Annotated in this window: 15 protein-coding genes and 1 pseudogene; 7 read left to right on the forward strand and 9 right to left on the reverse strand. The window is 43.1% G+C overall.

The features are described from left to right. The first annotated feature begins 135 nt into the window (after positions 1–135). A complete protein-coding gene (locus AM228_RS26710) occupies positions 136–852 on the forward strand; it encodes a hypothetical protein (protein ID WP_054469957.1) in 717 nt (238 codons plus the stop codon). 40 nt (positions 853–892) lie between these two features. Continuing rightward, positions 893–1,561, forward strand: coding sequence for a hypothetical protein (locus tag AM228_RS26715; RefSeq protein ID WP_054469958.1), 669 nt, complete (start codon positions 893–895; stop codon positions 1,559–1,561). Between the two features lie 223 nt (positions 1,562–1,784). On the opposite strand, the gene AM228_RS26720 is transcribed toward AM228_RS26715, so the two are convergent. Beyond that, positions 1,785–2,993, reverse strand: a complete 1,209-nt coding sequence (locus tag AM228_RS26720; RefSeq protein ID WP_054469959.1) for a 4-hydroxy-3-methylbut-2-enyl diphosphate reductase — start codon at positions 2,991–2,993, stop codon at positions 1,785–1,787. 61 nt (positions 2,994–3,054) lie between these two features. On the opposite strand from AM228_RS26720, the gene AM228_RS33670 reads away from it, so the two are divergent. The 5 genes from AM228_RS33670 (at position 3,055) to AM228_RS26740 (ending at position 7,966) form a co-directional block, all read left to right on the forward strand. After that, positions 3,055–3,267: a hypothetical protein gene (locus AM228_RS33670; protein ID WP_156332089.1), complete on the forward strand. Its 213-nt coding sequence runs from the start codon at positions 3,055–3,057 to the stop codon at positions 3,265–3,267. A gap of 132 nt (positions 3,268–3,399) precedes the next feature. Continuing rightward, positions 3,400–4,278: a 16S rRNA (cytosine(1402)-N(4))-methyltransferase RsmH gene (gene rsmH, locus AM228_RS26725; protein WP_231636957.1), complete on the forward strand. Its 879-nt coding sequence runs from the start codon at positions 3,400–3,402 to the stop codon at positions 4,276–4,278. Positions 4,279–4,778: 500 nt separating this feature from the next. Continuing rightward, a complete protein-coding gene (locus tag AM228_RS26730; protein ID WP_054469960.1) occupies positions 4,779–6,443 on the forward strand; it encodes a SpoIIE family protein phosphatase in 1,665 nt (554 codons plus the stop codon). A gap of 4 nt (positions 6,444–6,447) precedes the next feature. Continuing rightward, positions 6,448–6,879 (forward strand): anti-sigma regulatory factor, encoded by a 432-nt coding sequence (locus AM228_RS26735; protein WP_054469961.1) that lies wholly within the window; start codon positions 6,448–6,450, stop codon positions 6,877–6,879. Between the two features lie 583 nt (positions 6,880–7,462). Then, positions 7,463–7,966 (forward strand): hypothetical protein, encoded by a 504-nt coding sequence (locus tag AM228_RS26740; RefSeq protein ID WP_054469962.1) that lies wholly within the window; start codon positions 7,463–7,465, stop codon positions 7,964–7,966. A 275-nt stretch (positions 7,967–8,241) separates the two neighbouring features. Here the strand turns inward: AM228_RS26740 and AM228_RS26745 are convergent, their stop codons facing one another. From AM228_RS26745 to AM228_RS26775, 8 genes and pseudogenes are all read right to left on the reverse strand, one after another. Further along, a complete protein-coding gene (locus AM228_RS26745) occupies positions 8,242–9,009 on the reverse strand; it encodes an energy-coupling factor ABC transporter ATP-binding protein (protein ID WP_054469963.1) in 768 nt (255 codons plus the stop codon). A gap of 99 nt (positions 9,010–9,108) precedes the next feature. Further along, a complete protein-coding gene (gene cbiQ / locus AM228_RS26750; protein WP_054469964.1) occupies positions 9,109–9,921 on the reverse strand; it encodes a cobalt ECF transporter T component CbiQ in 813 nt (270 codons plus the stop codon). After that, a complete protein-coding gene (cbiM, locus tag AM228_RS26755) occupies positions 9,911–10,585 on the reverse strand; it encodes a cobalt transporter CbiM (protein ID WP_054469965.1) in 675 nt (224 codons plus the stop codon). The genes cbiQ and cbiM overlap by 11 nt, the downstream gene beginning before the upstream one ends. A gap of 201 nt (positions 10,586–10,786) precedes the next feature. Continuing rightward, positions 10,787–11,311: a carboxypeptidase-like regulatory domain-containing protein gene (locus AM228_RS26760; RefSeq protein WP_054469966.1), complete on the reverse strand. Its 525-nt coding sequence runs from the start codon at positions 11,309–11,311 to the stop codon at positions 10,787–10,789. A gap of 116 nt (positions 11,312–11,427) precedes the next feature. Next, the gene (locus tag AM228_RS26765) at positions 11,428–12,282 is read right to left on the reverse strand and encodes a hypothetical protein (RefSeq protein ID WP_054469967.1); all 855 of its coding nucleotides are present in this window, start codon (positions 12,280–12,282) and stop codon (positions 11,428–11,430) included. Position 12,283: 1 nt separating this feature from the next. Beyond that, positions 12,284–12,460: a hypothetical protein gene (locus tag AM228_RS33675; RefSeq protein WP_156332090.1), complete on the reverse strand. Its 177-nt coding sequence runs from the start codon at positions 12,458–12,460 to the stop codon at positions 12,284–12,286. 137 nt (positions 12,461–12,597) lie between these two features. Further along, a pseudogene (locus tag AM228_RS26770) lies at positions 12,598–12,945 on the reverse strand (hypothetical protein); the annotation flags it as partial. Between the two features lie 219 nt (positions 12,946–13,164). Beyond that, positions 13,165–14,067, reverse strand: coding sequence for a hypothetical protein (locus AM228_RS26775; RefSeq protein ID WP_054469968.1), 903 nt, complete (start codon positions 14,065–14,067; stop codon positions 13,165–13,167). Positions 14,068–14,200 lie beyond the last annotated feature (133 nt).

Raw genomic sequence — 14,200 nt, forward strand, 5'->3', positions numbered from 1 at the left:
TTCACTATTCACTATTCACTACACCCTACACCCTAAACCCTACACCTCTTACCCTGAGCCTGCCGAAGGGCTACACCCCACACCCCGTTCCCCTAAAAAACAGTGAACAGTGAACAAATATAGGAGTATTCAGCCGTGCGACGTGACCTGGAAGGACTGCCAATTACTAAAGGAGAAATTCGCCGCATCAGCGGGATTTCTGTGGATGATTTGATGCAAAATTATACTCTGAAAGACCAGCAAAAACGGTCTAAATTTTTATATAAAGAAACTACGGTGGTTTTTGGTTTAACCGGGATGGTTTTTTTGGGTTCCCTGACTTTTGGGGATGTGATGTTTTGGCAACTTCGGGGGGTGACTTTTGATTTAATTATTGCGAATCAAATGCCCTGGTTGCTGTTTGGTAGTATGGCGATCGCCTCTCTGGTGGTGGCGATCGCTGCCCGGTTTTTCTGGCTGAAAAATAACACCCGGAAAGCGGAGTCTTTGCTAGGAATTTTAGGAGACGTGGAAAAGTATAATGATTTAATTGACGTGATTCATCTCAACGATCAGTTAGAAGACGTGGGAAATACGGAGGTGGAAATTATTAATCGCAAACAAGTGATTACTGCCCTGAGACATACGCGAGAAAATTTAGTTCGGGCATTGAAAACAGAACGGATTTTTCGCGAAAATCAGCAGGTAATTACCAGAAACCCGGACTTATTTGCCCATAATTTAACTTCTGTGGAAGCCATGCAAATGAGCGATCGCGCTACGGAAAGGGGCAGATTACTCAATGAAGCCTTGCAAATTGCCCTCAATGCTCAAGCCGAAATGCGTAAACTAAAACAAGACCGATTTTTTTAAGCCATAATCCATTTATTTGTAATTTAAGGATTTATTCAAAATGAGTGATAATGACATTACAGGATTAGAAATTACCCAAGGAGAACTCAGACATTGTATCGGCATTGACCCCAGCGAAATTGCGCGACCACTGGAGTTAAAAAATCCTCAAGATTTTTCAGTTTTTTTACTCCAAGAAATTTTAATTGCCGTGGCGTTGATGCCGATAATTGTTGGCGTTATTTACACATTTATTATCTTGCCTTTAATTGGCCCATCTGTACCCGTAGCGATCGCTGTAATTTGTGCTACTTTGGTAATAATTATCATCGGGCGTTGGCTGTGGCAAAAAAGAACCACTTTAACCGCATTAGTTCGCCTCTTGCAAGATGTAGAACGGTTTAATTCTGTAATTAAAGCCATTCAAATTAGCGACCAAATCGAAGCCGCAGGAAATCGAGATGCGACTATCAGCGATCGGCAAACGGTGATTTCTGCCTTACACCTCACGAGAGAAGATTTACTGCGGGCTTTAAGAACCGAAAGAATCCTCCGAGAAAATAAAGAATTTATCGGCACAAATCCCGAGTTATTTGCCAATAATTTAACCGCCATTCAAGCGTTACAAGTGAGCGATCGAGCCAGTGAATATGGGCAATTTCTCGATCGCGCCTTACAAATTGGCGTCAGCATTCAAACGGAAATGAGAAAATTACAAAATCAACGTTAGATTAGTTATTAGTTGTTGGTTATTGGTTGTTGGTTATTGGTTGTTGGTTATTGGTTGATGGTTGATGGTTATTGGTTGATGGTTGATGGTTGGTGGTTGGTGGTTATTGATTGTTAGTTGGTGGTTAGCTAGTAGGTTGGGTTGACGTAAGTAAACCCAACCAAACTAAGGGAAGAGTCAAGCGCAACATCTTTGGTGGGCAATGCCCACCCTACTAGATTAATTAAACTAAAGCTGGGGCGGTTTTCTGTTCCAGAATTTTGGCGATCGCCTCTTCTACAGACTTATCGGGAGTGGATGCCCCAGAAGTAATTCCCACAATAATTTTGCCATCAGGCAACCAATTTTCTTTAACTTCAATTTCCCCATGTAACGTCTTATATTCAATCCGATTACCGGGAAGAATTCGGCCAGGACCATCAATCCAATAAGAAGGAATCCCACGATGTTCGGCAATTTCTTGTAAATGGCTGGTATTAGAAGAATTAAACCCGCCAATTACTAACATTAAATCTAACGGTTCTCCCACCAAATTAAACATAGCATCTTGCCGTTCTTGGGTGGCATCACAGATAGTATTAAAGGTTTGAAAATGCTCGGTTAATTCCGTCGGTCCAAACTTTTTCAGCATGGTACGCTCGAACAGTTTGCCAATTTCTTCGGTTTCACTTTTCAGCATCGTGGTTTGATTGGCAATGCCCACTCGTTCTAAATCTCGATCAGGGTCAAAGCCCGCCGAGCAAGCTTTGGCAAATTTCGCCATAAATTCGGTTTTATCCCCCCCTTCCAGAATATATTGCGCCACATATTCGGCTTCCTGGACATTTAGGACGATTAAATATTTCCCGGCAAAAGAACTGGTGGCGATGGTTTCTTCGTGCTTATATTTACCGTGAATAATCGAGGTATATTCCCGTTTTTTATGCTTTTCTACGGTATTCCAAACTTTGGAAACCCAGGGGCAAGTGGTATCGACAATTTTGCAGCCTTTGTTGTTGAGTAACTCCATTTCTTGAACCGTTGCGCCAAAGGCGGGCAAAATTACCACATTTCCAGAGTCCACCACGGAAAAATCTTTTTCTCCATTGTTGACCGGGATAAATTCCACTTGTAAATTTTTTAAGTCTTGGTTCACCCCTGGGTTGTGGATAATTTCATTTGTCACCCAAATCCGTTCTGTGGGAAAATGGGTGCGGGCTTCTAATGCGATCGCGATCGCTCGTTCTACTCCCCAGCAAAAACCAAAAGCCTCTGCCAGTCGGATGGTTATATCTCCACGACTTAGGGTGTAATTGTTACCCCGAATTTCTTGGATCAGACTACTTTGATAAACCGAGTTCATTGTCTCGTTCACTTCCTCTTCGTGGCCAAATCCCTTGCGATAGTAATTTTCCGACTGCTGTAAGGAGCGTTTAAATGCTTTTGTGTCCATTGGTCTGTAATTTCTCTCTCTGGGTGAAATCGGGTCAATTAGTTTCTATTTTAAAAGAAGCTTGTACCATCGCCACGGCAAAAACCGTAATCTCCCGGTTTTGCCCAAAAAAACTAGACGGACTCACAAGAGTGATCGCCTGAGAACTTTTCAAGAGACGGTGACAGCAGCGGATTTAGGCGAAGTTAACCGCATACAACCGCATACAATAGAAACCGGAGACAATCTGGGAGTGAAGTCATTTAGCAGTAACGAAAATCTATCAGGTAGATAGTATTTAGTAACAAAAGCACGAACAAAGGTGCTTTGCTCTCAGGGAAATGCAGGGGATGGAAACTAGCGGATATTCCCGCGAAAGGGAACTCGCAAAAAAATTCCGTTGGTACAGACTGTTCAGAGGTTAATCGTGAATCAAGAGAAAACAGCAGATTTTATTCACAAGCCAGTATTAGCTGGTGAGTTGATTTCCCGGTTGGAAATTCAACCCGGTGGGCATTATTTGGATGCGACTTTGGGCGCAGGGGGTCATAGTCGGTTAATGTTGGCGGCAGCACCAGATGTCAGGGTGACGGCGATCGATCGCGATGAAATGGCGATCGCGGTGGCGAAAAAAAATTTGGCCGAATATAGTTCCCAAGTTGAATTTTGGCACGGGAATTTTGCTGCTTATGATTATACCCATCAGCAGTTTGACGGGATCATTGCCGATTTAGGGGTGAGTTCTGGTCAGCTAGAAATTGCCGAACGGGGCTTTAGCTTCCGAAATACTGGGCCTTTGGATATGCGGATGGATTCTCGCCAATCCCTCACTGCCGCTGATATTGTGAATTACTGGGACGAAGAGCAACTCGCCGATATTTTTTATCATTACGGCGAAGAAAGACTGGCAAGGCAAATGGCACGACGCATCGTGCAAAAGCGACCTTTCAACACCACCACGGAATTGGCGGAGGTAATTGCCCGCAGTATGCCTCGACGCTATCGCCATAGCCGAACTCACCCAGCCACGCGGTTTTTCCAAGCCCTGCGGATTGCCGTGAACGAGGAAATTTCCAGTTTGGAAACTTTTTTGGCCAATGCCCCAAACGCACTCAAATGCGGCGCACGGATTGGGGTGATTAGTTTTCACAGCTTGGAAGACCGCTTGGTGAAGTACGCCATGAGAGACTCGGAGATTTTAGAGGTGCTGACCAAAAAGCCCGTTCGCCCGAAAGGAGAGGAATTGGCGGAAAATAATCGATCGCGATCGGCCAAACTGAGGATCGCCCAACGGCTGAGTCCGTGATATATAAAATAATGGTTTATTCCGGTTTGACTGCGGAACTGTGTCAGATTAACTCCGGGAAAAGAATTCGAGGTAAAACCTGGATGATAACTTAAATCCCAGAATCACGGTAAACTCAATTCACAGCAACAATGACATCGGCATTGATTAGTCTTGTTTTGAAGTGCTCCTGGTTCAGGGGAATTTGCCAAAAACATGACTGAAATTCTAACAAATCCGTTGAATAGAAAAAAATAACCAACCATAGACCAGTTAAAACTTAGGAGCATAAATAGCGTCGCCAAGGGCGTGTTGCGAAGCACATCAGCCCACAGACGCTCAAAAACCGTAGCGAAAGTAACCACACCAGGATACAGCCGGAGATTTCTATTAATGCCAGTATTTCTGCACAGCCACCAATGGGGAAAAATCACCCCAATAACCATTAATGTAGAAATGGATGTTATCGGGAACTATCCCACCTGCGTCACCGTGAATCCATTAGTTAAGTGGGGGATTGCATGAGTCGGGGAAAAGGGAGCAAATTGAAAATGATGGTTGTTGATGACGAAATCGACAACTTGGACTTGCTTTACCGCACATTTCGGCGAGATTATAAAGTCTTCAAAGCAGACAGCGCCTTCAGCGCCCTGGAAATCTTAGATGAAGAGGGCGAAATGGCGATTATCATCTCGGATCAGCGGATGCCCGAGATGAATGGGACAGAGTTTTTGGGCAAAACCGTAGATCGGTTTCCCGACACGATTCGGATCTTACTCACCGGCTACACCGATGTAGAAGACCTGGTAGATGCAATTAACTCTGGTCAGGTGTTCAAGTACATCACCAAACCCTGGAATCCAGAAGAACTTAAAGCCGTAGTTCAACAAGCCAACGACACTTATAACGTTCTGAAGAAAAGAACTAATGAGTTACAGCGATCGCTGCGTCGGGAATCTCTGTTTAATGCAGTCATGTCCACAATCCGGGAATCCCTGGATTATCGCAGTATGCTGCAAACCATTGTGCAAACTCTGGGGGAAAACTTTGAAGCCACCAGTTGCGTGCTGCGAACCGTAGAGGGCGATCGGCTCTTAAAGGATGCCGTTTACTACCATTGCCACGTTGATTCTACCAATGAAAACCTCCACGAAGATCCGCTACTACAAACCGTCTTACAAACTCGCAAAACCGAATTAGTCCAAAATCAAGACAACGGCAAAAATAGCACCCAACTGGTCGTACCCATGATCTGTGGTCAAGAAGTCTTGGCCATTCTCTCTGTCTACCAAGACGGCAGTGGGGACAATTGGAGTCCAGAAGATATTCAGCTAATTGAAAGCGTCACGGAACAATCTGCCCTAGCGCTGTCTCAAGCCAAGCTCTACCAACGCACCCAAGAGCAAGCCCAACAAATGCAAGCTGAACTGGAAGTGGCTCGGCAAATTCAAATGAATTTATTGCGCCAAAGTTGGCCGGAACTGGAATCAGCCCGGGTTCGAGCGGGCTGTTTTCCTGCCAGAGCCGTGGGGGGTGACTTTTTTGAAGTTTACGTTCACGCCCAAGGAGACATCTGGCTTGCTTTGGGGGATGTTTCCGGCAAAGGAGTTCCGGCGGCTTTATTTATGGCCAGCGCCATGTCCGTGTTGCGTCGGGAACTCTCTCAAGAACTCTCTCCTGATACCGAAGTGGTAATGAAAAACTTGAATGAAGCATTAGCCGACGATCTGATTGGCAACAACTGTTTCATTACAATGGTTTTAGCTCGCTATCGGCCTTCGACTTCCGAGCTCGCTTATACCAATGCCGGACATATTTATCCTCTGGTGTGGTCTCACCGGGCAGTGATTACCAAATCCGCACCCGTGGAACCGAATTTCCTCAAAGCACGGGGCATTCCTTTAGGGATTTTGCCGATCTGGAGAGGCAAATCCGGCAGCTTACAGTTAAGTCCCGGCGATGTTTTTCTCCTCACCAGTGATGGACTGACCGAAGCCACCGTTACCAATGCAGACCCCTCGATTAAGGGACTTTCAGTGGGTTCAATGTTGGAACAAGAAGGCTTGTGGCAAATATTGCTGCAACAGACTGACCAGCTAAATGTAGATTCTGTATTAGCTCGCGTCAGAGAGGTGGCTCAACAACAGGAAGATGACCAAACAATATTATCTCTAGAGGTTCTGTAGGAAGATGAAAACTGAGTTACATGTACCCAGCGATTTGCGATTTTTGTCTGTGGTCGAACATTGGCTCTTGAGTTGTTTAGAAATGGATTTAGGGGAAAAAGTGGATTGGCCCCGGCAAGCGAATCGCTTACGCTTAGTGTTAGCTGAAGCTTACTCTAATGTGGTGCGTCATGCTCATAAAGAACAACCAAATTTACCTGTATTGTTGCGCTTGGAAGTGAAGGAGCGCGACTTAGCTCTGGAAGTTTGGGACTATGGCAAGGGCTATGATTTATCAGAATATTCCAAGCCCGTTCCCGAACAAATGCCCGATGGTGGCTATGGTTGGCTGATTATGAAGAAGCTGATGGATCGGGTGGAGTATAAGCTGGAAGTTGATGGTCGCAATTGTTTGAAGTTAGAGGCTTCTTTACCGGCAAAAGAACCCGCAAAATAGACTTATTCCCGCTTTTTTTTATTTTCTTTTCTAATATAAATTCTCACCGCTAGTTTGGCCAACTTGCGGTTTATTATCTTATTTCGATTTTTACGGTGAGTAGGGTAGCTATTGCCAGCCCTCTACCCCAAATTACAGCGCTTTTCTGCTGAATAGACCACAGATGCTTAGTAGGGTAGGGGCGAAGCATGACCGCATATAATCTCTGGAACAAAATAAAAAATTTTGTACCGGAATGCTTCGCCCTTACGGATGGGGTGCTGGCATGAAAATACTGCAACAATCGGTTTGTGGTTATGCTGGAGGACTATTGTGCTTTGATCGGATCCAGAGACGGGCATCGCGGATCGGGAATCAGGTGTAATTCAGAACAAAATCTCGTCGATCGCGATTAGTGGGTTAGGGGGTTGGTCATTGACCGGCAAAATTTTCAGTTGGTTGGGCTTTGACCATAAACAAGGGGGATAAAATTCTAGAGAAAACTTCAGTTTTAGAGAAAAAAAATGTAAAACAATGTAAAGTAATGTAAAATAATGATACAAAGATTAGCCATGCTCTTTCTCGCGACTTAGGGGAATCAATTATGCAGAAACTGCACACAGAAATTGAAGCGATTCGGAATCAGATTTATCTACTCCAAAAAGAACGTTCTCGGATGAAAATTCCAGCGATCGCCCCTGTGAATGATTCCCCAGAAGCCATTTCTGATGCTTATCGGACTCAGGCGAGAGAAACTGCGGTAATTTCCGCCGAAATTAAAGGAATTGATGATGCGATCGCGGCTTTACAAAAACAATTAAACCAAAAACAGCAGCAACTCCAACAACAAAAAGCTGATGGTCGTAATCCGATTTTACAAGAATTAGAAGCCAGTCAAGCCCAAGCTAAACTTCATGCCCAACGCATCAATGAGTTAGCGGCAGAATTGGCCGAAGAAGTCAAAGCATTGAAGGCGATCGCTGATGATATGAGTCCGAGTTATTGGCAAGTTTATTTAAAACCATTTATTACCGGATTTAAAAGTATTTCTGTCCCCTTTGTTCGTTCCGATGGAACCGTTTGGACAATTGTAAATCGGCGGGTATAATTTAATCAAAATCGGCGACTGTAGGGGCGAAGCATTCCCGCAGAATTTTGATGGTTAAAAGCGTAAATTTTTTACGGGAATGCTTCGCCCTTATACAAAATCGGCGACTGTAGGGGCGAAGCATTCCCGCAGAATTTTGATGGTTAAAAGCGTAAATTTTTTACGGGAATGCTTCGCCCTTATACAAAATCGGCGACTGTAGGGGCGAAGCATTCCCGCAGAATTTTGATGGTTAAAAGCGTGAAATTTTTACGGGAATGCTTCGCCCGCCCTGACTAACCAGAAAAATGCTGTAAAGAATGGGGTTTTTCCAGACCAAATGCGGTCATAAGTTGCCGATCGCCCATAATTTTTGCCGGAATTCCATCGGCAATAATTTTTCCTGCGGCCATCAAAATAACGCGATCGCAGACTTCTAAAATCATCTCCAAATCGTGAGAGGAAATTAACATAGTTTCTGAAGCCCCTTGTAAAAATTGAATCAGCCTTCGTCGGGCTAAAGCATCTAAATTCGCGCTAGGTTCGTCATAAATTACTAACTGCGGTTGCATGGCTAAAACACCAGCGATCGCTACCATACGTTTTTCCCCTCCAGACAAATGATGAGGAGGACGGGGGGCTAATTCTTGCACTCCGGTTAAACTTAAAGCCCTGTCAACTCTTTGGTTAACTTCTTCGGGAGAAAGTCCCATATTTTCTGGGCCAAATGCCACATCTTCCCACACCGAAGCACAGAATAATTGATCGTTAGGATTTTGAAACACTAAGCCAATTTCTGAACGAAACTCACCGGGAATTACAGGTTTGTCAAATAGACTGATTTCTCCCGTAGCGGGTAAAATCCCACAAATCGATAAAAATAACGTGGTTTTTCCTGCGCCATTTGGCCCGATAATCCCCACTCGTTCCCCCGGTACAATGGTTAAATTGATATTTGTTAAAGTTCCGGCACGATCTGAGTAAGAAAAATTCACGTTTTTGAGGGCGATCGCGGTTTTCACCGTTTCCCGTTTACCCGAAATTCTTTCCAATTGACTTGTCATAGATTTTGCTACTTATGCCCTGGGATTGATTCGCTAATTTTTTGATTATAGCGAATATTTGCTGAAAATACCTGATAGCTTATAGCTGATTGCTCATGCCTATAATAAAATTTCGGTGCCGATTAAGCTGATGGCGATAATAACAGAAATTGATAAGGCGATCGCGCTAAATTTATCCGGGAAAATTTTCTGTTTAATCCCTAGGGATGGGTGGGTTAACTTTTGGTTAATCTTGTGGTTAATCTTGCCATAGCCTCGGAGACGCATAGCATTATAGACCTGTTCTGACTGTTCATAACTGCGAACCAATAAAGTCCCCATCACCGACGCAAAAATTCGCAAATTTCTCCGGGTCAGATTACGCGGTTTAAAACCCCGCAACCGTAAAGCAATAGTTAGGGTTTGCACCTGTTGCCCCAATTCAAAAATATAGCGATAAGAGAGTAGGGTCATATCTGCCAAAATAGGAGATAAACCAAGCGATCGCATCGCCTTAATTGTGGTCAAAAAAGAACAAGTACCAAACAACACCAAACAAATAGTCATAATTGCCACAAACCGGCTGGCAATTAACAGCATCGCCAAACAACCTTCTTGGCGTAAAGTCAGAAAAGTCCATTGCCCAATTGCCCATTGACCAATCACCGTTTTCCCAGAAACAAATGGCAGCAAAAATACCACACCCATCAGAAAAAAACCTGGGTAACGTAACCGACTTTGCCAAAAAGAATGAGGCAGATGAGACAGCCGATAAATTATCACCGTAATCAGCAAAACTACCGGCAATAAAAACAACTTTTCTACCCCGGCAAAGGCAATCATTAATGAACCCAAGCCGATTAATTTACTCTCTGGTTGCCACCGATGGATCGGCGAATTTAAATGGGCATATTCATCAAGGTTAAATTTCATCTTTTAATGGCATCCTTTTTGCTACTTTACCTTTAATTAACTCGGGTTTGACTCGTTGCAAAAATATCACCAACATCGCCGTAAAAATTCCCTCAGTCATAATCAAAGGAATATGACTCAGCATCAGTCCATAAAGAGCCGATCGCTCAGTCATGTTATCCAATTCAGCGGGTAAATTGCTAATCACTAAAATGAAAAAAATCATCAAAGCGAGTCCTAAACCAATCGCCCCCGACAGAAAAGCAAAAATGCTAGTAATAACCGGCTTTTGCTCCCTAAATAAATAGCGTAACTGAAAAATATGATAAGCTAAAATAGCCGGAATTCCCATCATCGTCGCATTGACTCCCAACGTGGTTAAACCGCCATGTCCAAACATTTGGGCTTGGAAAAATAAGCCAATCAAAATCGCGGGAAAGGCATAATATCCTAAAATTGTGCCTAACAGTCCATTCAGGACAAAATGAACACTCGCGGGAGGAATAGGAATACTAATTCCCGAAGCTACAAAAAAGGCAGCGGTCAATAAAGACGCTTTGGGAATTCCTTGTTGGGGATTTTTTTGTCGATTAATTTGCCGCAAAGAATACCAAGTCGCTAAACCAGCGATCGCATAGCCACCAATACAAACTTTAGCTGGGAGAATCCCATCCGCAATATGCATAATATTCCCAAAAAATAGTAAACGAAAAATAGTCAACAAAAATCAGCAATATTTGACTATAAGTAAATAGATCATAAGTAAATGTGCATAAATAAGATCGCAGACCCTATTAAATGCAAAAACTGTCATTCCCGCGAAAGCGGGAATCCAATGATTTACGTCGGAAAAAGAAAAGTGCAGTTAATTATGTTCATCTACTTATTAATGTTGCTGTTCCAGAGATTTACGGGAAAAGAACAAAGCAGTTCCCACAAATCCCCAACCCACGGAAATAATCATTAAAACTTTTTGCATCGGAGTATAATTTTGACTAGAAACTGATTGCTGATTCTGGGTTTCTGACTGATTTTCAGCATTCGGTTCATTTTGGTTAATCGAACTTGGAGAATTACCCCCAGCAATAGCCCCAGGAATACTAATAATATCCCCATGACCCGCTTGCCGAACTTTTACTTCCCAATTGCCAATTTTAGTCGGATCGGGGACAAAAATAAACCCGCCTTTTTCATCAGTAGTTCCTGTTAACCACGGAGTAGCCGGATCGTCCGGGGCATAAATTGTTACTTGAGCATTTGACATGGGTTGACCACTATCATAAGTGGCATTAATTTGCAGGGCATTGGTGGATTTATATTGAATATTTGCCCCATGCGCGATCGCACCACCGGGGCAACTGACCACCCCCAGTAAACTGAATCCAATCAACCAATTTACCTTTTTAATCATAACATTCTCCTGGAGTTAATATTGTAATATTGTAGTAACATTGTAGGGTGGGCAAAAGCCCTAATCAAATCCAGCGGATAAATCCCATAATTTTGCCCACCCTACTTATTTTATACTTATTTTACTGTCAACAATTCGTGACAATGACCTTCTCCCACATGACCCAAACTCGGTAAAATACCTTTTATTTTCTCATAATCTGCTGAATTCAGTTTAGCTTTCAAACTGGTCAAATCCGCCTCAATTTGATTATTTGCCGCAATATTTGCCAAAGGAGAAAACCCTAAAGCCCCGGTATTAATCTCATCATCCGGGGGACTTTCTCCATCCCCAAATAAATGATCGAAATGAAACGTCGCTTCTAAATCAGCCTTTCCTCCGGGTGATAAAATACCCTTGCGTTCTTCCCCCACAAACTCACCACATTTAAAAGCTAAATCTTGATTAATTTTGAGATTAAAGTTAATCGTTTCACCCCCTTTACTCGCTTTACCAATTAAAACTAATGGATAACCTTGATTCGGTTCGCTAGTTCCGGGAGTCATTTTCCAAGAAAGCGCATTATATCTACCAGCTTTTGCCGGAACTTCCGCCACTATAATCGGTTCAGCATTTTCATCTCCTGCTGCCAAATCAACAGTTTTCATCGACACAATATCCACGATTTCTTGCGCTTGAATTTCCCCTCCTTTATGGGCATCATAAGGAGGATCTGTTTGATAAGCCTTCACCTCTGCTAAATTCACATAAACATGGTCAAAAGAAATTTGCCAACCATCTTTAGACACAAAACCTTTCCTAACAAAATCTTCTCCATTAGCCCGTAATTGTAGAGTCCCTTCGGCATTATTAGCCACCTGATTAGTCCCTTGATTATTTGGAGAATTTGCCCCTTGACTGTTAGAACAGCTAAACAGGGGCAATAAGCCAAACCAAAGAATTGCTGGGATAATAAAATACGATTTTTTCATACTAACTGACCTGTGGGTGATTTTTTCCTGGCGGACACTTGCAGCTAATTGCCAGGAAAATTTTCCGATAATCGCTAAATCCAGATCCAGTTAACCGCTGATTAGCCGCATTTTCAATCCCCACCCAGGGCATTTTTGACCACAAATATAAGACAGCGATCGCATTTCCAGGATTCAAGCATTGCCCAAGATGATGGTAGGTAAGGGTTCTGGCTAAATCCTTGAGAATTGTTTAAATTTTGCCACCGACAAAAAATTGACAAAAAAACCCGGTTTGCCAATAAACCGGGTTTCTGGTATTCCTGACAAAATTAACTAGCCTTCAGGGTTAAATCTGGCTAACAACTCTTCTCGATTAAGTTGCATAATCAGTTGAGTTATTTCCAGGGCAGATAGTTGAATTAACGGCTCAATAATTTGGGATAACTCCCGATCTATTGTGCCAAACTTCACTTGAAGCATGGTTTCAACCATCAGCCGTTGCCCTTGTTGAACTCCTTGTTGAATTCCTTGTTGAACTCCTTGTTGGTTAGCGATTTCTAGTCGTTGCAAATACAGGGGCGATAGTTCCATAATTAACTCCCGATCTTCTCGATCCAAATCTTGACGTGCGTCTAAAATTGTTTTTAAGTTATAAAGCAATTCTAGCGCAGCCAATCGATACAGCACTTGTCAGAGTTATGAAGTACAAAAAAATCCTGTCATTCCCGCGCAGGCGGGAATCCAGAAAGCCTCTGTACTTCATACCGATAATAACCGCTATATGGATTATCTTCCGGCAACTCTCTCAAAGAATTGTTTAAATTTTGCCACCGACAAAAAACCGACAAAAAAACCCGGTTTGCCAATAAACCGGGTTTCTGGTATTCCTGACAAAATTAACTAGCCTTCAGGGTTAAATCTGGCTAACAACTCTTCTCGATTAAGTTGCATAATCAGTTGAGTTATTTCCAGGGCAGATAGTTGAATTAACGGCTCAATAATTTGGGATAAATCCCGATCTATTGTGCCAAACTTCACTTGAAGCATGGTTTCAACCATCAGCCTTTGCCCTTGTTGAATTCCTTGTTGAATTCCTTGTTGGTTAGCGATTTCTAGTCGTTGCAAATACATGGGCGATAGTTCCATAATTAACTCCCGATCTTCTCGATCCAAATCTTGACGTGCGTCTAAAATTGTTTTTAAGTTATAAAGCAATTCTAGCGCAGCCAATCGATATGGATTATCTTCCGACAATTCTCTCAAAGACGCGATCGCCTGTTTTTGCACCGTACCCTTGCCCAAAATTCTCAACCACAAGGTTTCCGGGGTATTGGGCAATTGGTGAATCACCACGATCGCCGTGTTAAGCAAAGGGGCGAGAAAATAAATCCCCTGAGTCCATCCCGGTGCCGTCACAGCCCGAAAACCCTCCAGCAGTTGCGGAGAAGCAGTTGGGGAAAGAATCCAAAGTCGGGGTAATTCAGACTCACTAATTCGGGTATTTTCCCGACTTGCCTGTCTTTCTAACTCTGCCTGCAAATCGTACAACTTGCCCAAACAACTCCGAACTTCTTTAGGCTGGACAGCATTGCGGAAAGGTTCAAAAATTGCTGCTGTCGTTGCCAATTTTCCCAATAATCCCAGTTCGGATAACTCCGTCGGATTCGGCGACCTTGGGGAAAACTGGACATCAACTTGTCGCACTTCCGAACCAATATCTCGGCTGGTTTCCACCGTGCCAAAGGGGGTTAATAACTCTTTCAGATATTGTTTAGCAAATTGGTCATAGATAAATCGAGTCATCTGAAAAAAATATCACTAAATCAGATATATTTATTATACTATATTTAGCGGTTAACTAACAGAATTAATTGCCAAACCCAGAAACCGGGTTTCTTCTCCGCATCCCACAGATAACTTCTAATATTCACAACAG

The sequence above is a fragment of the Planktothricoides sp. SR001 genome (genome assembly GCF_001276715.1).
GTDB lineage: Bacteria > Cyanobacteriota > Cyanobacteriia > Cyanobacteriales > Laspinemataceae > Planktothricoides > Planktothricoides raciborskii.